Source organism: Flavobacterium sp. MK4S-17 (genome assembly GCF_009848495.1).
GTDB lineage: Bacteria > Bacteroidota > Bacteroidia > Flavobacteriales > Flavobacteriaceae > Flavobacterium.
Genome location: NZ_WWEP01000013.1, coordinates 79,720 through 97,920, shown reverse-complemented (window position 1 = coordinate 97,920; position 18,201 = coordinate 79,720). Strand labels below are relative to the sequence as shown.

17 protein-coding genes are annotated in these 18,201 nt (G+C 39.2%); 12 read left to right on the top strand and 5 right to left on the bottom strand.

What is annotated here, in order from left to right:
* The first annotated feature begins 2 nt into the window (after positions 1–2).
* From GSF09_RS06475 to GSF09_RS06450, 6 genes are all read left to right on the top strand, one after another.
* Positions 3–1,157, top strand: coding sequence for a formimidoylglutamase (locus tag GSF09_RS06475; RefSeq protein ID WP_159800130.1), 1,155 nt, complete (start codon positions 3–5; stop codon positions 1,155–1,157).
* 151 nt (positions 1,158–1,308) lie between these two features.
* Positions 1,309–2,694, top strand: a complete 1,386-nt coding sequence (gene gldK, locus GSF09_RS06470) for a gliding motility lipoprotein GldK (RefSeq protein ID WP_159800129.1) — start codon at positions 1,309–1,311, stop codon at positions 2,692–2,694.
* A gap of 60 nt (positions 2,695–2,754) precedes the next feature.
* On the top strand, positions 2,755–3,387 hold the full coding sequence (gene gldL, locus GSF09_RS06465; RefSeq protein ID WP_159800209.1) for a gliding motility protein GldL: 633 nt from the start codon (positions 2,755–2,757) through the stop codon (positions 3,385–3,387).
* Positions 3,388–3,435: 48 nt separating this feature from the next.
* Positions 3,436–4,980, top strand: coding sequence for a gliding motility protein GldM (gene gldM / locus GSF09_RS06460; protein ID WP_159800128.1), 1,545 nt, complete (start codon positions 3,436–3,438; stop codon positions 4,978–4,980).
* Positions 4,981–5,023: 43 nt separating this feature from the next.
* Positions 5,024–5,950 carry a gliding motility protein GldN gene (gene gldN / locus GSF09_RS06455; RefSeq protein ID WP_159800127.1) on the top strand — a complete coding sequence of 309 codons (927 nt, stop codon included), beginning with the start codon at positions 5,024–5,026 and terminating at the stop codon, positions 5,948–5,950.
* Positions 5,951–6,014: 64 nt separating this feature from the next.
* Positions 6,015–7,055 carry an FAD-binding oxidoreductase gene (locus tag GSF09_RS06450; RefSeq protein ID WP_159800126.1) on the top strand — a complete coding sequence of 347 codons (1,041 nt, stop codon included), beginning with the start codon at positions 6,015–6,017 and terminating at the stop codon, positions 7,053–7,055.
* On the opposite strand, the gene GSF09_RS06445 is transcribed toward GSF09_RS06450, so the two are convergent.
* Complete coding sequence (locus GSF09_RS06445) at positions 7,045–7,437, bottom strand: DUF983 domain-containing protein (RefSeq protein WP_159800125.1); 393 nt, start codon at positions 7,435–7,437, stop codon at positions 7,045–7,047. The two genes, GSF09_RS06450 and GSF09_RS06445, sit on opposite strands and share 11 nt — an antisense overlap.
* A 54-nt stretch (positions 7,438–7,491) precedes the next feature.
* Here GSF09_RS06445 and abc-f point away from each other — a divergent pair, with 54 nt between their 5' ends.
* Positions 7,492–9,399: a ribosomal protection-like ABC-F family protein gene (gene abc-f / locus GSF09_RS06440; RefSeq protein ID WP_159800124.1), complete on the top strand. Its 1,908-nt coding sequence runs from the start codon at positions 7,492–7,494 to the stop codon at positions 9,397–9,399.
* Between the two features lie 26 nt (positions 9,400–9,425).
* On the opposite strand, the gene GSF09_RS06435 is transcribed toward abc-f, so the two are convergent.
* Positions 9,426–9,725: a hypothetical protein gene (locus GSF09_RS06435; protein WP_159800123.1), complete on the bottom strand. Its 300-nt coding sequence runs from the start codon at positions 9,723–9,725 to the stop codon at positions 9,426–9,428.
* A 72-nt stretch (positions 9,726–9,797) separates the two neighbouring features.
* Positions 9,798–10,766: an App1 family protein gene (locus tag GSF09_RS06430; RefSeq protein WP_159800122.1), complete on the bottom strand. Its 969-nt coding sequence runs from the start codon at positions 10,764–10,766 to the stop codon at positions 9,798–9,800.
* Between the two features lie 64 nt (positions 10,767–10,830).
* Here GSF09_RS06430 and GSF09_RS06425 point away from each other — a divergent pair, with 64 nt between their 5' ends.
* A complete protein-coding gene (locus tag GSF09_RS06425) occupies positions 10,831–11,709 on the top strand; it encodes a diacylglycerol kinase family protein (protein ID WP_159800121.1) in 879 nt (292 codons plus the stop codon).
* Here GSF09_RS06425 and GSF09_RS06420 read toward each other — a convergent pair whose 3' ends face one another.
* Both GSF09_RS06420 and GSF09_RS06415 read right to left on the bottom strand, forming a co-directional pair.
* The gene (locus GSF09_RS06420; protein WP_159800120.1) at positions 11,710–12,852 is read right to left on the bottom strand and encodes a GNAT family N-acetyltransferase; all 1,143 of its coding nucleotides are present in this window, start codon (positions 12,850–12,852) and stop codon (positions 11,710–11,712) included.
* 92 nt (positions 12,853–12,944) lie between these two features.
* On the bottom strand, positions 12,945–13,268 hold the full coding sequence (locus GSF09_RS06415) for a hypothetical protein (protein ID WP_159800208.1): 324 nt from the start codon (positions 13,266–13,268) through the stop codon (positions 12,945–12,947).
* A gap of 31 nt (positions 13,269–13,299) precedes the next feature.
* Here GSF09_RS06415 and GSF09_RS06410 point away from each other — a divergent pair, with 31 nt between their 5' ends.
* The 4 genes from GSF09_RS06410 to GSF09_RS06395 all read left to right on the top strand — a co-directional run bounded on the left by GSF09_RS06410 (position 13,300) and on the right by GSF09_RS06395 (position 18,135).
* Positions 13,300–13,473: a DUF5522 domain-containing protein gene (locus GSF09_RS06410; RefSeq protein WP_159800119.1), complete on the top strand. Its 174-nt coding sequence runs from the start codon at positions 13,300–13,302 to the stop codon at positions 13,471–13,473.
* Between the two features lie 63 nt (positions 13,474–13,536).
* On the top strand, positions 13,537–15,525 hold the full coding sequence (locus GSF09_RS06405) for a urocanate hydratase (protein WP_159800118.1): 1,989 nt from the start codon (positions 13,537–13,539) through the stop codon (positions 15,523–15,525).
* Between the two features lie 58 nt (positions 15,526–15,583).
* A complete protein-coding gene (locus tag GSF09_RS06400; protein WP_159800117.1) occupies positions 15,584–16,123 on the top strand; it encodes a DUF4136 domain-containing protein in 540 nt (179 codons plus the stop codon).
* A 251-nt stretch (positions 16,124–16,374) separates the two neighbouring features.
* Positions 16,375–18,135 carry an aromatic amino acid hydroxylase gene (locus GSF09_RS06395; RefSeq protein ID WP_159800116.1) on the top strand — a complete coding sequence of 587 codons (1,761 nt, stop codon included), beginning with the start codon at positions 16,375–16,377 and terminating at the stop codon, positions 18,133–18,135.
* The last annotated feature ends 66 nt before the right edge of the window (positions 18,136–18,201 follow it).

The following is an 18,201-nucleotide window of genomic DNA, read 5'->3' as shown; positions in this document are numbered from 1 at the left end:
ATATGGGCTTTGATTTTTTAGAACCTCTTGATGCTGAAATGCAGGAATTTATTGATGGGCTTTCAGGCCAGGCCTTAGGCAGGAAAGTTACGTTTTATACCCAAGGGCATTTTCCGGATATAGAGCAAATATCCGTTGCAATAATCGGCGTTTTAGAGAACAGGGGGTTGGATGAAAGAAAAGAGCATGTTAACCTTAATCATATAAGAAAACAGTTGTACAGCCTCTATCCCGGCAACTGGGAAAGAATGATTGCTGATTTGGGCAACATAGCACCCGGGAATGATACCAGTGATACTTACTATGCTGTAAAGTCTATTGTGGGAGAGCTGGTAAAAAATAAAGTAATACCTATAATAATAGGTGGCTCTCAGGATTTAACCTATGCTGCTTACAGAGGGTATGACCAGCTTGAACAAATGGTAAACCTCGTTTCTGTTGACAGTAAATTTGATTTTGGAAAGGAAAATGAAAATATTTCTGCCCAGTCATACCTCACAAAAATAATTGTGGATGAGCCTAATAACCTTTTTAATTATAGTAATATAGGTTACCATACCTATTATAATGCGCAGGAGGAGATTGACCTTATTGAAAAATTATATTTTGATGCCTACAGGTTAGGAGAGGTGTGTAATAACCCAGCCATTGCAGAGCCCGTTTTCAGGGATGCCGACCTTGTCAGTATAGATATGACATCGGTTAAATCAAGCGATTCAGGCAACTTTGTTAATTTTATACCGAATGGTTTTAATGGCAAAGAAATTTGTACTTTAGCGCGCTATGCCGGTATAAGTGATAAAGTTACGTCTTTCGGCATTTTTAACCACAATAATTCAAGGCAGGAGTCTGTTTTGATTGCCCAGATAATATGGTATTTTATTGAAGGTGTGCATTACCGTTCCAATGAATACCCTTTTGGCAGCAAAGAACAATACCTACGGTATATAGTGCCGATGGAAGATGAAGAGGAAATGGTGTTTTACAAAAGCGACCGCACAGAAAGATGGTGGATAGAAATACCTTTTATATCAGGAGGTAATAATAAACTTAAAAGAAACACGTTATTACCATGTACTTATGAAGATTATCTTGGCGCATGTAATAATGAACATCCTGAAAGATGGTGGAAAGCACAAAGAAAAAACATAATGTAAAGTATTTGTTAGATAAATGTGCATTACTAACAGTGTTTTTAAGCACTTTCTTTTTGTTCAGGTTTTTTTATTAAAAAAATTGTTTTTTTAAAAATAAATAAATAGGTTTACGCCCTTAAAAAATAGAATTACACTAATAACCCAAATTTATATGAAGAAGTTCATAGCATTAACAGCAACTTTATCATTTTTAATCAGCTGTGGATCCAGTGACCGGGGGGAACTGGTAGGTGTCAGAGGAAAGAAATGGAGGCCTGAAAAGCCTTACGGGATGACTTTAGTTCCCGGAGGAGCTTTCATCATGGGTAAGTCTGATGATGATTTGGCAAACGTTCAGGATGCTCCTACCAAAACAGTAACTGTTACTTCATTTTATATGGATGAAACAGAAATTACTAATAGTGAGTACCGACAGTTCGTGCAGTGGGTTCAGGATTCAACAATCAGGACAAGGCTTGCTATATTTGCTGATGAACAGGGGCAAAAACCGGGAAGTGGCGGTATAGGTGAGTATGCGTTTTTAGACCAGGCGGGTGAAGGCGAAGAGCAGTCTCCGTATGATAAATATATGTATGATAACTATTACAGCCTTGGTATTGATGATGACGATATTTATGCAGGAAGAAAGCTTAATAAAAAGGCTAAACTTATAAAAGATCCGCAGGAATACCCGGATGAGTACTATGTGGAAGTTATGGATTCTATGTATTTGCCGGCTTCTGAGTCATATAACGGGTTAAGGACTATTGACGTTTCAAAACTTGTTTTCCGTTATTCATGGATGGATATCCAGGCTGCTGCTAAAGATAAATCTAAAGACACAAGGTCTAAAAGGAGTAAATACCTGAAAAAAGAAAATGTGCCTGTTTATCCAGACAGTACTGTGTGGATTAAAGACTTTAATTATTCTTACAATGAGCCAATGCATAACGATTATTTTTGGCATGATGCTTATGGCGAATATCCTGTAGTGGGTGTTACATGGCAACAGGCTAAGGCGTTTTGCGCATGGAGGACATTGTATAAAAATGCTTACCAAAAAAGAAAAGGCAGGCTGCAGGTAAACTCTTTCCGCCTTCCTACCGAAGCTGAATGGGAATATGCTGCAAGGGGAGGAGTACAATCTGCAACTTATCCTTGGGGTAACTTCTTTACCAAGAATGACAGGGGTTGTTTCCTTGCTAACTTTAAGCCTAACAGGGGAGATTATGCTGCCGATGGTGCACTTTATACTGTAGAGGCCAAATCTTTCGAGCCTAACGGGTACAATCTTTATAACATGGCGGGCAACGTTGCTGAGTGGACAGACTCTTCTTATGATGCCGCAGCTTATGAATACGTTTCAACAATGAATCCTAACGTGCCTGACCAGTCTAATAAAAGGAAAGTTACGCGTGGCGGTTCATGGAAAGATGTTGCTTACTTAATCCAGACAAGTACAAGGGATTGGGAGTATGCAGATTCTGCAAGGAGTTATATAGGCTTCAGGACAGTACAAAACTATATGGGTACCCAAAACACAGGTACTAACCAATAAAAAACAAAACCAATTTTTGAATATTTAAATTAACTTAACTAAAAACTAAAAATTATTTTTATTATGGCACTACCTAAAAAAGTTATGAATTTTGCCTATGGTATGGGGGCAGCGGTTGTAATCATCGGAGCGTTGTTTAAACTTATGCACTGGCCAGGTGCAAGTTTGATGTTGATTGTTGGTTTGAGCACAGAAGCCCTTATTTTCGGACTTTCAGCTTTTGACCCGGTGGAGAAAGAATTAGACTGGTCTCTTGTATATCCTGAATTAGCAGGTGGAGAGGCTAAAAGAAAAGATAAAAAAGAAAATCCTGCTGAAGCACAAGGCCTTCTTTCCCAAAAACTTGATAACCTTTTAAAAGAGGCTAAGATAGACGGAGAGCTTATGTCAAGCCTTGGTAACAGCATCAGGAACTTTGAATCTGCCGCTAAAGGTATTTCTCCAACAGTTGATTCTATAGCTTCTCAGAAAAAGTACAGCGAGGAAATGTCTATGGCTGCTGCACAAATGGAGTCTTTAAACAGCTTATACAAAGTACAGCTTGAAAGTGCTTCACGCAATGCTGAAGCTAACAGGGAAATAGCTGAAAATGCTGCTAAGCTACAGACTGAAATGGCTGCAATGACTAAAAATATAGCTTCACTAAACAACGTTTACGGCGGTATGCTTTCTGCAATGGGAAACAGAGCCTAATTAGTGTATAATCCGAATTTAAAAAACAAAGAAAGAACTAATTAGAAAATGGCAGGAGGAAAATTAACCCCAAGGCAAAAGATGATTAACCTGATGTATCTGGTTTTCATCGCCATGTTGGCCCTTAACATGTCCAAGGAGGTACTATCCGCTTTTGGACTGATGAACGAGCAGTTTGAATCTGCTAATACAGAAGCAATAAAAAATAATAATGCTTTATATGAAGCACTTGTAGCAAAGGCTTCAGAGAATCAATCTTTTGAGGCAGCAAAAAATCTTTCTCAACAAATCAAAGGTATTTCAGATCAGTTTTATGCATACCTTGGTACTTTAAAAAATGATATTACCAAAGACATTGAAAGAGAGGAAGGAAAACTTCCTTATGAAGAAATGGATAAAGGTGATATGATTGATGAAAAGTGGTTTGAAGGTGATGGATATTCTCCAAAAGGAAAAGAAATTATCGCTACCATTGAGAAGTATAAAAGTGACATGAAAGCTGCGATAGGTAAAGATGTGAAATACATTGCTATCATTAAAGAGCTTGATAATAAATTCAATACTTCAGATGTTGTTGATAGTGAAGGTGTAAAGAAACAATACCTTGATTATCATTTTAAAGGTTTCCCTTCAATTGCTTCTTTAACAAAATTAACTGCCATGCAGAACAACGTTAAGGTAATTGAGGCTAACGTATATAACCTTGCTCTTGGTAAAGCGGCTATTGAAGCTACTTCAATGAATAAATATAAAGCCATTGTTGTACTTGATAAAAATGCTTATTTCCAGGGTGAAAAAGTTACAGGTAAAGTTGTACTAGGTAGGTATGACGAGAATACAAAACCAGTTTCTTTTGAAGGGCCTGGTAAAATTGATCCTGCTACAGGACAGGCTATTATTGAGCTTAATGCTGGTTCTGTAGGTGAACAGACAATTAAAGGTAAATTTAACTTCCTTGAGGACGGTAAAAAAGTTCCGTTGGATTTTGAAGGTACTTATGTAGTAGTTCCAAGGCCTCAGTCAGCTACAATCTCTGCTGATAAAATGAACTCAGTTTATCGTGGTGTTGAAAACCCTATGACTATTTCATTTGCTGGTATTGCTGACAGCGATGTTACAGCTTCTGCACCAGGACTGCGTAAAGGTTCTAAACAAGGTCAGTATAACTGGAATGTTACATCTGTTCCGGGTACTTCTGCAGTAGTTACTGTAACAGGTAAATTACCTGATGGTAAAACTGTTGTTGACAAGAAAACATTTAACATCAGGGAAATTCCAAGGCCTTCACCTACACTTAGGGGTATGTCAGGTTCTGGAAAAGGTAACAAAAACGACCTTATGTCTTCTACTGTAAATATTGAATTCCCTGATTTCGTATTCGATATCAGTACAACAGTAAAATCATTTGAGGTTTATGTTCCTGGTAACCCTGGTATAATATGTGAAGGTAACAGGTTTAATGAAAAAGCCCGTCAGGCTATATCTAAAGCTTCAAGGGGTGATATGATTGTTATAACAAACATTAAATCTAACATCACTGGTGTAAATTATATTGTTAAGCCTTCATCTTCATTTAGCTGGGAGGTACAATAATCAAATTAAAAGAGCGTTTTTCTTTTATAGTTAAAAAGTAAATATGAATAGCAGAAATTTATTAGTTGCGGCTTTAATTATGGCAGGGATGGTTCCATCTTTTGCACAGTCTAACCTGCTTAATGCCAAAACACCGGATGAAATAGGTAAAAAAACCCTTGAGCAGGAAATGTCTGATAACGACAATCCGCTGCCATATGGTTATGTGGGTGACAGGGATATATTATTTTCAAAAAGGATATGGGAGGTTATTGACCTTGACCAAAGGATAAACTTTCCTATGTACTTCCCTATTGAAGATAACCTTGGTGATGGAAGAAGATCGCTATTCAGCGTTTTAACTAACGCAATTAAAAACGGCGAGATAACCGAAGTTTACAGTGACTCTTATTTTACTACCAAAATTGGTTCTGAGGATATTTCCCAAACATTTAATTACAGGGAACTTAATGATTACGGTACAACCGTTATGAACCAAAATCCTGGTAAAACCGAGAGTGAATTAAAAGCCAGCGGTGTATTAACCGATGAGCATTATACTACTTCGGAAGTAACAGCTGCCGATGTTTCCAAATATAAAATTGTGGGAACATGGTATTTTGATAAAAGGCAGGGTGAGCTTAAATACAGGATACAGGGAATTTGCCCTATGGCTGTAGATGCGCTTACTAAAATGAGGATGGGTGCCGATGCAGAGCCTATCGAGTTGTTCTGGGTATATTTCCCGGCAGCAAGGGATGTTTTGCATAATGCAAAGGCTTTCAATGAAAGAAATTCTTCTGCACCAATATCATTTGACCATTTGCTGAATTCAAGGCGTTTTAGTGCTGTTATTGTAAAAGAAGATAACGTTTATGGTGACAGGCTTATTGAAGACTACATGAAAGAAAATGCACAAATGCAGCTTTTAGAGGCTGAACGTATTAAAGACAAAATACGTAATTTTGAGCAGGACATGTGGAATTACTAGTTATGTAACCTTATAAATTATAAAAACTCTTACCCTTACGGTAAGAGTTTTTTATTTTTGCCGCATGAAAGATTTTATTATTGTTGGTGGCGGGCTTGCAGGTTTATGTTTTGCCGAAACTGCCTTTTTGCATGGAAAAACATTTACGCTTATCAGCGATACATCGCACAACGCTACAGGAGTTGCAGCCGGGCTTTACAATCCTGTAATTTTAAAGCGTTTCAGCCTTCCAGCCGATGCTGCTTTGCACCGGGAATATATGCTGCCTTTTTATGATGCTATTGAAAAAAGGCTGGACACTGTTTTTATGCATCAGTTACCAATTTACAGGCGTTTCGCTACAATTGAGGAGCAGAACACCTGGTTTGAAGCTGCTGATAAACCGGCGCTTAGCCCTTTTTTGATAACAGAAGTCATTCATACAAAATATACAGGGCTTACATCCCCTTTTGGTTTTGGCAGGGTTGCCGGTACAGGATATATGGATACTATGGCTTTTATCAATGCCTATCAAAACCATCTTGATGCTAATGGCTGCCTTAAAAATGAAACTTTTGACTATAAAGCACTACAGTTTGGAGATGATTTTGTGTCTTATAAAGGCATAAAAGCTTCCCACATAATTTTTGCCGAGGGTTTTGGCCTGCATGCAAACCCCTATTTTGCCAACCTTCCTTTAGATGGTACCAAAGGAGAGCTGCTAATAATTAAAGCTCCTGAACTTAAACTGGATGTTGCGGTTAATGCAGGTATTTTTATACTGCCTGTAGGCAATAATATTTATAAGGTTGGTGCAACTTATGAGTGGGATGATAAAACAGTTTTTCCTACCGAACAGGGTAAAAAGGAATTAAAGGAAAAGCTGGAGGAAATTATAACTTGCAGTTATGAAATTATCGGCCACCTTGCAGAGGTTCGGCCAACGGTTAAGGACAGGAAGCCGCTTATAGGAACTCATGTAAAGCATAAAAGGCTTCACCTGCTAAACGGTTTAGGTACGCGCGGAGTTATGCTCGGCCCATATATGGCTAAACTATTATATGAATCGGTTGTAGAAGGCAAAGAAATACCTAAGGCAGTTAACTTTACGCGCTTTAAGGTTTAGGCAGTTTATCCCAGTCTTTACGGTAGCTGATAAAAAAGTTAATCCAGATATTTCGGGAAAGCCTCATGATTATCGGCATAAAAACAACAAGGGTGCCAATAATGGCAAAGAAAGATGTTTTTAAATCTGTTTTTATAAAAACATATGATATTATAAACGCTGCCACACTAAATGCCACACCAAGTGCATAGCTAACATACATGGCACCATAAAAAAAGGAAGGCTCAATTTTATAATGCAGTCCGCAGTGGCTGCAATTTTCATGCATTTTATAAACCTTGCTAAGGTGATAAGGGTTTTTGTCAATATACATGCTCTCCTGATTGCAACGGGGGCAGGTTCCTGTTAAAATACTATATAGTTTGGATCCTTTTTTTAACATTTGCATAAAAATTTGGTGCACATCAAATTTACGACTTATTAAAGAAATAAAATAATGCTTAATATTCATAATTTATCCGTTTCCTTTGGAGGTACTTATCTGTTTGAGGAAGTAACCTTTCGTTTGGGAGCCGGCGACAGGGTAGGGCTTGTAGGAAAAAATGGTGCAGGTAAATCTACCATGCTCAAAATACTTTCGGGAGAGCTGTCGCCCGATTCGGGTGTTATCGCTACAGAAAAAGAGGTGAAAATCGGTTTCCTTAAACAGGATATCGATTTTATAAAGGGAAGGACTGTATTAGAAGAAGCCTATCAGGCATTTAGTGAAATAAAGAAAGCGGAAGGCAAAATTGAAGAAATAAACCACCAGCTTTCTACCCGAACCGATTATGAAAGCGAAGCCTATAGTAAACTGATTGAAGATCTGAGTGATATAACACACCATTATGAAATTTTGGGTGGATATAATTATGTTGGCGAAACTGAGAAAATCCTTCTGGGGCTTGGTTTTAAGCGGGAAGATTTTGATAAGCTTACCGATACATTTTCGGGTGGCTGGCGCATGCGTATCGAGCTTGCCAAGTTACTTTTACAGTCAAACGATGTACTGCTGCTGGATGAGCCTACCAATCACCTTGATATTGAAAGTATTATTTGGCTGGAACAGTTTTTAAGAAATTATCCGGGAGTTGTGGTTATAGTATCGCACGATAAAATGTTTCTTGATAATGTAACCAACAGGACAATAGAAATATCCCTGGGTAAGATTTATGATTTTAATAAGCCTTATACTCAGTACCTGGATTTAAGGCATGAAATAAGGGAAAAGCAGCTTGCCACCCAGAAGAACCAGGAGAAAAAGATAGAGCAGACTGAAAAGCTGATAGAAAAGTTCAGGGCTAAAGCCTCAAAAGCCTCTATGGCACAATCGCTGATAAAAAAGCTGGACAAAATAGAACGTATTGAAGTTGATGAAGACGACAATTCGGTAATGAGTATAGCTTTTCCTGTTTCGGTAACGCCGGGGCGTGTGGTTGTGGAAGCTGAGCATGTAACCAAAAAATATGGTGAGAAAACCGTTTTAAAAGACATCAGCCTTTTAATTGAGAGAGGTAGTAAAATTGCATTTGTGGGGCAAAACGGGCAGGGTAAATCTACACTTATAAAAGCTATTACTAAGGATATAAATTATGAGGGTACCATAAAGCTGGGGCATAATGTGCAACTGGGCTATTTTGCCCAAAACCAGGCAGAATATCTTGATGGCGAGATAACATCACTGGAAACAATGGAAAATGCAGCCAATGATACTAACCGCTCAAAAGTGCGGGATATGCTGGGTGCCTTTCTTTTTCGGGGCGATGATGTGGAGAAAAAAGTAAAAGTGCTTTCGGGAGGTGAAAGGAACAGGCTTGCACTCTGTAAACTTCTTTTACAGCCAATAAATGTGCTTGTTATGGACGAGCCTACCAACCACCTGGATATAAAATCTAAAAACGTGCTGAAAGCAGCCCTTCAGAAGTTTGAAGGCACATTATTGCTTGTATCTCACGACAGGGACTTCCTGCAGGGGATGGCTAACATAATTTATGAATTTAAAGACCACAAGATAAGGGAATACCTTGGAGACATCAACTTTTACCTTGAACAGCGAAACCTGCAGAATATGCGCGAGGTAGAAAAGAGGGATGTGGTTAAGGAAACGCCCAAAGAAACAAAACAGGTTTCTTACCAGGACCAGAAAAAAAATAAAACCCTGCAAAACAGGCTTAATAAAATTGAAGGGCAAATACAGCAGCTTGAAAATGATATTCAGCATGATGATAAACGGCTGGCTACAGACTATGAAAAACTTATGGCAGATGCCGCATTTTTTTCGGCCTACGAAAATAAGAAGAAAGAACTGGATGGGCTGATGGAAGAGTGGGAGCAGGTACAGGAAGAAATGGAAAATGCACAATAAAAAAATACCGCTTCTGCGGTATTTTTTTATTCAGTAGTCTTTATCTCAACTTCTGATTTCTTTTTGGAAATCCTGAACTTTTTCTCATCATCCCCATTTTTACTATTTACATCAACACCGTCATTGCCTATGCTTATTGATGTGCCATCCTTTTCTTCTTCAACAGTAGTTGTGGTAGTGGTTGTTTTAACTTTAGGTGCCGGGGCCGGGTCAGCTGACGGATTTTCAGCCGGTGGCGGCGTTGGTGGAACCGGTTCCTGTTTATCCCTGCACGATGCAAAGCAGGCTAAAGCTGCCACGCACGCCATCATTACAATCTTTTTCATATTTCTGTGTTTTAGGTTGTTATCTTAAAATTAATTATTTAAACAGCAAACTCTTACATAAATAACTAAACTTTAAGAAATAAGCCCTATTTTTTTGGAGTGCTCAATAGCTTCATTACTGTCTTTAAAGTAGCATACTGCTACTCCCATACTTTCAATATTTTTTAGTACCGCAGCCGCTTTAGGTTTTTTACTGCTTCCTGTTTGCCTTATATACACAGCCTTAACCGTTAGTGGAAATATTTTGCACACACTTTCGTATAAAAAGGGGTCGTGCTGGGAGTCATCCCCCAAAAGCGTATATTTTAAATGTGGGTAAAACTCCAGTATGTGTTTTATTTTATCAAACTTATGGTTATGGTTGCCCCTGCCGGTTACAAAAAAATCCATGAGGCTTGTTTTTATGTCCTTTAACAGCATTACTGCACGCGGCAGCTCATGTATTTTGGTGAACTTTACAATAAAACTGTACAGGTTCCATTCACTGCTGGAAACATAAAAAAAAGCATTCTTTTCATCTTTATTGTTCCGCCCTGCCGTGCTTAGTGCCTGATAATGCGGCACAACACCTTCAAATATTTTGCGGTCGTTTATATTTTTCCATAAAAGAATGTAAAGCTTTTTAAAAGCATTTCGGGTGTGCGATATAAGGAATGTGTCGTCAATATCCGATATAAAGCCCAGGTTTCCCTCATAGGGTTTTATATATGTGCCTTTCTCCCTTATTTCCTCTCCCTGGTAATAAGTGCTTACATAATAATCTGTCCAGCCATAGCCTAATTCTTCCTTTAACGGTATGCAAAATTTAAAATAACCGTCATTAAGGGCTTTGGTATGTATTTTCTTTCCGTTATGTTCAAGGTAAACATCTGCATTGGCAATTGTTTTTACCCGGAACATTTTTATAATCGAACGGGCATTTTTAAACCGCTTCTTTTCAAACTCATAACTGTTGGCAGTATTGGGGCGGAAAACGTGTCCAAAAACTATTAATTCCTGTTCGTTTGCATAACCGCGGTATAATTTTAATATTGGCTTCATTAATTTTGTTTTTGCCGTAAAGTTTATCACTACAATTTAATTATTTTTAATCAAAAAATTAAATATGGATGTAAAGGAAAAATTCCTGCTTGTAATAAACCCAATTTCAGGGGGTAATGATAAATCGGATATGGTGGGTGAAGTAAAGGATTTTGCCACTGAAGCCGGGGTGGAGCTCGTGGAATATGAAACTACAGGAAAAGATGACCAGGAAAAAATAAAATCGGCATATAAAGAACATAAACCATCACGCATACTGGTGGCAGGTGGCGACGGTACTATTAAAATGGTTGCAGAAGCGGTAGAAGACCATGATGTAATAATAGGTGTACTCCCTGCCGGCTCTGCAAACGGGCTTTCGGTTGACCTTAATCTGCCTAAAAGCCTTGAGGAAAACATTGCTATAGCTTTTCACGGCAAAGCCATGGAAATGGACATGATAAGCATAAACGGCAAACGTAGCCTGCACCTTAGTGATATTGGCCTTAATGCAGAACTGATAAGGAATTATGAAAGTGGCAGCGTGCGCGGTAAACTGGGCTATGCCCTACAGATAATCAATACCCTGACCGACCTTGATGAGCCTTTTCAGGTTAAAGTAGATGCAGGTGATATTGTATCAGAATGTAAGGCCAGGATGGTGGTTATTGCCAATACTAATAAATATGGCACCGGTGTAACCATAAACCCTATAGGTAAAATGGATGATGGCAAGTTTGAAATAGTGATACTTAAAAATCTTGATATTATAATATTGGGTAAAATACTTTCAGGCAATATACCGGTAGATAAAAATGACGATGTAGAGATAATATCGGCTAAAGAGGCTGTTATTACCACCAATGTACCCGTAAGTTTTCAGGTAGATGGAGAATTTTGCGGGGAAGAAAGCAGGCTTGATATTAAAATACTGCACAGGCAGATGAAGGTGGCAGTACCGTAACTATTTAAAAGGGCTGCGTGGCTTCCACTGTATTTCAGGGTCAAAATACCTGAAAAGTTTACCAATAAATAAATTTATCAGAGGGTTGGTATGCTTTATCAGCCCATAAACTTTTTCGGCCTCAGCACCAACAGAGCTTTTTATTTCCATTGCAGAGCGGGCAAATATTATGTGCCTGTAATCTTTTTTTATGGCATAGGCTGCCATATCATAAAGCATATTAAGGTATAACAGGTTTTCCTTTTGTATTTTTTCATCATAGCCTAAAAAATAGGTGTCCATATTGTGACCGTTTTTTATAAGTGTGCTGAAGCCTACCAGCCTGTCATCCAAAAAATAACCATAAAACCTGAAATTATCTCCCAGCTTTTGCTTTAAGGTATAAAAATGGTTTGCCGGCAGGAAAAAGGTATTAAAGGAAGCGCGGTTTGCCACTGTAGTATAAAGTTCGGAAATGCGTTGTGCATTTTCATTAATATCATTTTCCGTAAACTTGCGTTTTGTTATACCTGCTGCTTTTTTACGTGCCCGGTTATATTGGGTGCGGTATTTGGTATTCAGGTCTGTAATATAATCCTCCAGGCTGCTCCAATGCTTCCTGATGTTGAAAATCATATTAGGCTGGGTGCTGAATTTATAATACCTTTTATATCCTGCTTTTTCAAAGCAGGGCCATTCACTGTCATTAAAATCTTTTATTGCCAGCAGGTTAATGGCAATGCCTTTATCTTTATATTGCTCTTTTAATTTGTGAATGGCTTTGAGCAGCAGTGCAAGCCCTTGCCTTTCCGGTAAATTTTCACCAAATAAATAGGCGTTTTGCCCCGTAAGGGTATTATTGCCAATAATAAGCGTGTGGGAAGAAAATTTTTTGAAAAAGTAATCTTTAATGCAAAACCTTTTTTTACGGTCTTTAAAAGTTGCTATACTGCTAAGGTCGATATATTGTGAAACTGCAATACCACATAGTTTGCCGTTGCAGTACAGGCCGATAAAATGGCATTGCATGTTTTCCGGTGGTGCCTCTTCCAGCACTGCCAGGTAACTTTTTGAAAGGAAAATATTATTTTCTGCCAGTATATCCCACTCTAAAGGTAAGTGTGAAGCGGAAGTATAAATTTTGTAATTGTAAATTGTACTCAAAGCGGGATGGTGAAGGGCAAACATTGTAAAATTAATAAATTATTTAATGCAGAAACAGGCTTTACTAAAACAGGATTTGCCTTGCATGCAGCTTATAAAAATTTTAAAAAACTGAACATCTTTCTGGCTTTTAAATATTCTAAGTTTTGCTCCATTGCATAAGCTTCTTTTTCAAAGCAAATATTTTTATAGGCAGTCTTTCGGTTGCAAAGGGCAATAAAGCGTATAAGGAATTCCAGTACATACCATATAAAGAAAAAAAGCCATAGTAGCTCTGCCTGCTGGTGCAGGTGTATTTTTTCATGGTTAATAAGAACCGTATTACCTAAATATTCCTTTTTACGTAAAATGATAAAAGGATAAATAGCAATGGCAGTATAACCTCTCGGGATTAAATATTTATTTGCAATTATTATCATTAAATGTAAAGTTCATAAATTTGTTGGCATGTATGGCCAAAAACCTGATAAATTAACCGAAGGCGAAGATTATTACCTTTCGCCGGAAGGGTACAAGGTGTTTACAGAAAAATACCATTTAAAGCGCGGTTACTGCTGCAAGAGCGGCTGCCGTCACTGCCCTTATGGCTATGATAAAAAAACAGGCGAATTTAAGAAATAGAAGCATCGTATGGATAAGCTGCTTTACAAGTTTATCAGCGTAGGCTTAAAACCAATTTAAACTATGACATTTAAAGAGCAGATACAGGAAGGGATACCGGCAATTCTGCCACAGCCAAAACCCTTTGAACCGGAGATAAACCACGCACCAAAGCGAAAGGAAATATTAACGGACGAGGAAAAAAAGTTAGCCCTTCGTAATGCTTTGCGCTATTTTGAGCCAAAGCACCACAAAGAACTTATTGAGGAGTTTAAGCACGAACTGGAAACCTATGGGCGTATTTATATGTACAGGCTAAGACCGGATTATAAAATGTATGCCAGGCCGGTATCAGAATATCCCGGAAAGTCAGAGCAGTCTAAGGCTATAATGCTCATGATACAGAATAACCTTGATTATGCTGTGGCACAGCACCCGCACGAATTGATAACCTATGGCGGCAATGGCGCGGTATTTCAAAACTGGGCACAATACCGCCTTACCATGAAATACCTGAGTGAAATGACGGATGAGCAGACGCTTGTAATGTACAGCGGCCATCCTATGGGGCTGTTCCCTTCGCATAAGGATGCGCCAAGGGTAGTGGTAACCAACGGCATGATGATACCTAACTATTCAAAGCCTGATGACTGGGAAAAATTTAACGCCCTGGGTGTTACACAATACGGGCAAATGACGGCAGGAAGCTATATGTATATAGGCCCTCAGGGCATAGTGCATGGCACAACAATTACTGTGCTTAACGGCGGCAGGAAAATTTCCAAAAATGGGGAAAGGCTTGAAGGAAAATTATTTGTTACCTCCGGGCTTGGTGGTATGAGCGGCGCTCAGCCCAAGGCAGGAAATATTGCAGGCTGTATTACGGTATGTGCAGAGGTTAACCCTAAAGCAGTAAATACACGCCATTCGCAGGGCTGGGTAGATGAAGTTATTACCAGTCTTGATGAGTTGGTGCAGCGTGTTAAAAGGGCAAAGCAAAATAAAGAAGTGGTAAGCATTGCCTATCAGGGTAACGTGGTGGATGTGTGGGAAAAATTTAATACCGAGGATATTTATGTTGATTTGGGCAGCGACCAGACATCCCTGCACAACCCCTGGGCTGGAGGATACTATCCTGTAGGGCTTTCTTTTGAGGAAGCCAACAAAATGATGGCTGCTAACCCTGAAGGATTTAAGGAGAAAGTGCAGGAATCACTGCGCAGGCAGGCCGATGCTATAAACAGCCATACAGCAAAAGGGACTTATTTTTTTGATTATGGCAACGCGTTCCTGCTGGAGGCTTCAAGGGCCGGGGCAGATATAATGGCAGCGGACGGTATTAACTTCAGGTATCCCAGTTATGTGCAGGACATAATGGGCCCTATGTGCTTTGATTATGGCTTTGGCCCTTTTCGTTGGGTTTGTGCTTCGGGCAGTCCTGAAGACCTTGAAAAAACAGACGCGATTGCATCTGGCGTTTTAGAGGATATGGCTAAAAGTGCCCCTGCTGAAATTAAGCAGCAGATGGAGGATAATATAAAGTGGATAAAAGGCGCGCAGGAAAATAAACTGGTTGTAGGCTCGCAAGCACGCATATTATATGCGGATGCCGAGGGCAGGATTGCCATAGCACAGGCGTTTAACAATGCTATTGCCAAAGGAGAAATTGGCCCGGTAATTTTAGGGCGTGACCACCACGATGTTTCTGGTACTGATTCGCCTTACAGGGAAACATCAAATATATATGACGGTTCCCGTTTTACAGCCGATATGGCTATACATAATGTTATAGGCGACAGCTTTAGGGGTGCTACATGGGTTAGCATACATAACGGCGGCGGCGTGGGCTGGGGAGAGGTAATCAATGGCGGATTTGGTATGGTTCTTGATGGTTCAGAAGATGCGTCAAGGCGCTTACAATCAATGCTTTTCTGGGATGTAAATAATGGTATTGCCAGAAGGAGCTGGGCAAGGAACAATGAAGCTGTTTTTGCCATTAAGCGTGCTATGGAAAGCCAGCCGTTACTGAAAGTTACCCTTCCTAATATGGTTGACGACGCATTACTGGATTGATAGTCTGCATAAGGTTATCAGTACAGTATCTTACTGTAAACTATTAACCTTTCGGATTATGAAAACAATAAAATTGCTATCGTTATTATTTATTACATCCGTTATAGCCTCTTGCAGCTCCATAAGGGTTGCATCTGACTATGATGATGCCGCTGATTTCAGTGGCTATAAAACTTATGCCTTCTTTAAAGAGGGGGTGGACAGGGCAGAAATATCTGACCTTGATAAAAAAAGGATATTAAGGGCTGTTGATGCTGAAATGCAGAAAAAGGGCTTTGTGAAAAGTGAAAAGCCCGACTTACTGATAAATATTTTTACCCGCACCAGCAAACAGGTTGATGTAAACCAGTTTTACAACGGCTGGGGTTATGGCTGGGGCTGGGGTTGGGGCCCCGGATTTTGGGGAGGTAACTATACTTCTGTAAATTCCTATCCTGAAGGTACCTTGTATATTGATATGGTTGATGCCAATAAAAAAGAGCTGGTTTGGCAGGGAGTGGGTACGGGCGTACTTACAATGGACCGTGAAGAAAAGCAAGAGCGTATTAATGAATTTGTAGAAAAAATAATTGCGCAATTCCCTCCGCAAAAAAAATAAAATAATTCAGCCTGAATGTTATTCGGAATAAAGTAGGGAGCCTTGGATTAAAACCGAAGTATTCTTAGCCTTTGTTCAGAATAACATTTATATATTTTCTTATTCCTTATCAGTCAGTAACTGTTTCGGCAATTACTGACTATTTTTTAAATTATAGTTTTTCCTGATAAATAATAAGGCATAATTTTTATTTAATACAATAAATTTATGAGAAATCCTTAAATTTACAGTTCTGTAATATATTTTAATTTATGGACGCAGCATTTGAAAGCAACCCGTTAATAGACAGGCTCCCTGAGCATTTAAAACAGTTTATAAAACCGCAGGACTATGAGGAGTATACTCCTATAAACCAGGCGGTATGGCGTTATGTTATGCGGAAAAATGTTGACTACCTTAGCAGGGTAGCGCACAGTTCATACCTCGAAGGGCTTAAGAAAACAGGTATAGAAGTTGACAGCATTCCCAGTATGTATGGCATGAACCGTATACTGAAGGAAATCGGCTGGGCTGCGGTAGCTGTAGATGGCTTTATTCCGCCAAATGCCTTTATGGAGTTCCAGGCGTATAATGTACTGGTTATAGCTTCAGATATAAGACAGCTTGAGCATATAGAATATACACCTGCACCCGATATTATACACGAAGGGGCAGGGCATGCCCCCATAATTGCCAACCCGGAATATGCCGAATATTTAAGGAGGTTTGGCGAAATAGGCTGCAAGGCTATTTCATCTGCAAGGGATTATGAAATATATGAAGCCATTAGGCTGCTTTCCATACTTAAGGAAGCAGAAGGGACACCACAGGATGAGATTGATGCCGCAGAAAAACGTGTTGAGGAGTTGCAGAATGAAGCAGTGGAACCTTCGGAAATGGCACTTATACGTAACCTGCACTGGTGGACTGTGGAATATGGACTTATAGGCACGCCTGAAAACCCTAAAATATATGGTGCAGGATTGCTTTCTTCTATTGGTGAAAGTGCCTGGTGCATGACGGATAATGTAAAGAAACTGCCTTATGATATTAATGCGGCCTACCAGAGTTTTGACATAACAAAGCCACAGCCGCAATTATATGTAACACCAAATTTTGCACATTTAAGCCTTGTGCTTGAGGAGTTTGCCAATAAAATGGCACTCCGCACGGGAGGGCTTTCAGGAGTTCAGAAGCTTATAGAGTCTAAAGCTTTAGGAACTATAGAGTTAAGCACGGGGTTGCAAATTTCCGGTGTGTTTACCAATGTTATTGAGGAAGACGGTAAGCCTGTATATATCCAGGCTACAGGTAAAACGGCTTTGGCGTACAGGGAAAAAGAACTCGTGGGCCACGGGACAGCTTATCATGCTGAAGGTTTTGGAAGCCCTGTGGGTAAATTAAAAGGTATTAACCTTGCTATTGAGGATATGAGCCCCCGCGACCTGAAGGCTTATGATATTTATGAAGGAAAAAGGGTAACACTTGAATTTGAAGGCGGCGTTAAGGTATCGGGTGAAATAATAACGGGTACAAGGAACCTGCAGGGAAAAATAATACTTATTAGCTTTAAAGACTGTACGGTAACTTATAAAAATCAGGAATTGTTCCGTCCGGAATGGGGTATTTATGATATGGCAGTGGGAAAGAAAATTATTTCAGCATTTTCCGGCCCGGCAGATGTAAACAGTTTCAACCTTATAAGCCATGTGCCTTCCAGCAAAACCATTAAGGCAAAGAAATCACCTGAAAGGGAAGAACTGGAAAATTTATATCAAAGCGTGCGTGATATAAGGAATGGTAAAAAAGCTGCGGAAACACTGGCCGATATATTTTCAGTACTTGAAGAAAAACATCCTAATGACTGGCTGCTGAGTATTGAAATAGCTGAACTGCTGAACAACCTGAATAAAAAGGATTTCCTGCAAAAAGTATTGCTGCATCTGGATAAAGTGAAAGATAAAAGGCCTAAAATAGCCCATTTAATTGATGGCGGCCTTGAACTTATTTTTGAAAAAGAGAAATCACTATGATAACTGCCAAGGGGTTCTCTTAAAAATTATCTTTGCAATAATAGGTTGGTTTTTGAGTAAACCCCT

Bases quoted from the DNA above. Each gene is read 5' to 3' on its own strand.
- GSF09_RS06475 (WP_159800130.1), top strand. From the start codon at position 3: ATGGGCTTTGATTTTTTAGAACCTCTTGATGCTGAAATGCAGGAATTT.
- gldK (WP_159800129.1), top strand. From the start codon at position 1,309: ATGAAGAAGTTCATAGCATTAACAGCAACTTTATCATTTTTAATCAGC.
- gldM (WP_159800128.1), top strand. From the start codon at position 3,436: ATGGCAGGAGGAAAATTAACCCCAAGGCAAAAGATGATTAACCTGATG.
- gldN (WP_159800127.1), top strand. From the start codon at position 5,024: ATGAATAGCAGAAATTTATTAGTTGCGGCTTTAATTATGGCAGGGATG.
- GSF09_RS06450 (WP_159800126.1), top strand. From the start codon at position 6,015: ATGAAAGATTTTATTATTGTTGGTGGCGGGCTTGCAGGTTTATGTTTT.
- GSF09_RS06445 (WP_159800125.1), bottom strand. From the start codon at position 7,437: ATGTTAAAAAAAGGATCCAAACTATATAGTATTTTAACAGGAACCTGC.
- abc-f (WP_159800124.1), top strand. From the start codon at position 7,492: ATGCTTAATATTCATAATTTATCCGTTTCCTTTGGAGGTACTTATCTG.
- GSF09_RS06435 (WP_159800123.1), bottom strand. From the start codon at position 9,725: ATGAAAAAGATTGTAATGATGGCGTGCGTGGCAGCTTTAGCCTGCTTT.
- GSF09_RS06430 (WP_159800122.1), bottom strand. From the start codon at position 10,766: ATGAAGCCAATATTAAAATTATACCGCGGTTATGCAAACGAACAGGAA.
- GSF09_RS06425 (WP_159800121.1), top strand. From the start codon at position 10,831: ATGGATGTAAAGGAAAAATTCCTGCTTGTAATAAACCCAATTTCAGGG.
- GSF09_RS06410 (WP_159800119.1), top strand. From the start codon at position 13,300: ATGTATGGCCAAAAACCTGATAAATTAACCGAAGGCGAAGATTATTAC.
- GSF09_RS06405 (WP_159800118.1), top strand. From the start codon at position 13,537: ATGACATTTAAAGAGCAGATACAGGAAGGGATACCGGCAATTCTGCCA.
- GSF09_RS06400 (WP_159800117.1), top strand. From the start codon at position 15,584: ATGAAAACAATAAAATTGCTATCGTTATTATTTATTACATCCGTTATA.
- GSF09_RS06395 (WP_159800116.1), top strand. From the start codon at position 16,375: ATGGACGCAGCATTTGAAAGCAACCCGTTAATAGACAGGCTCCCTGAG.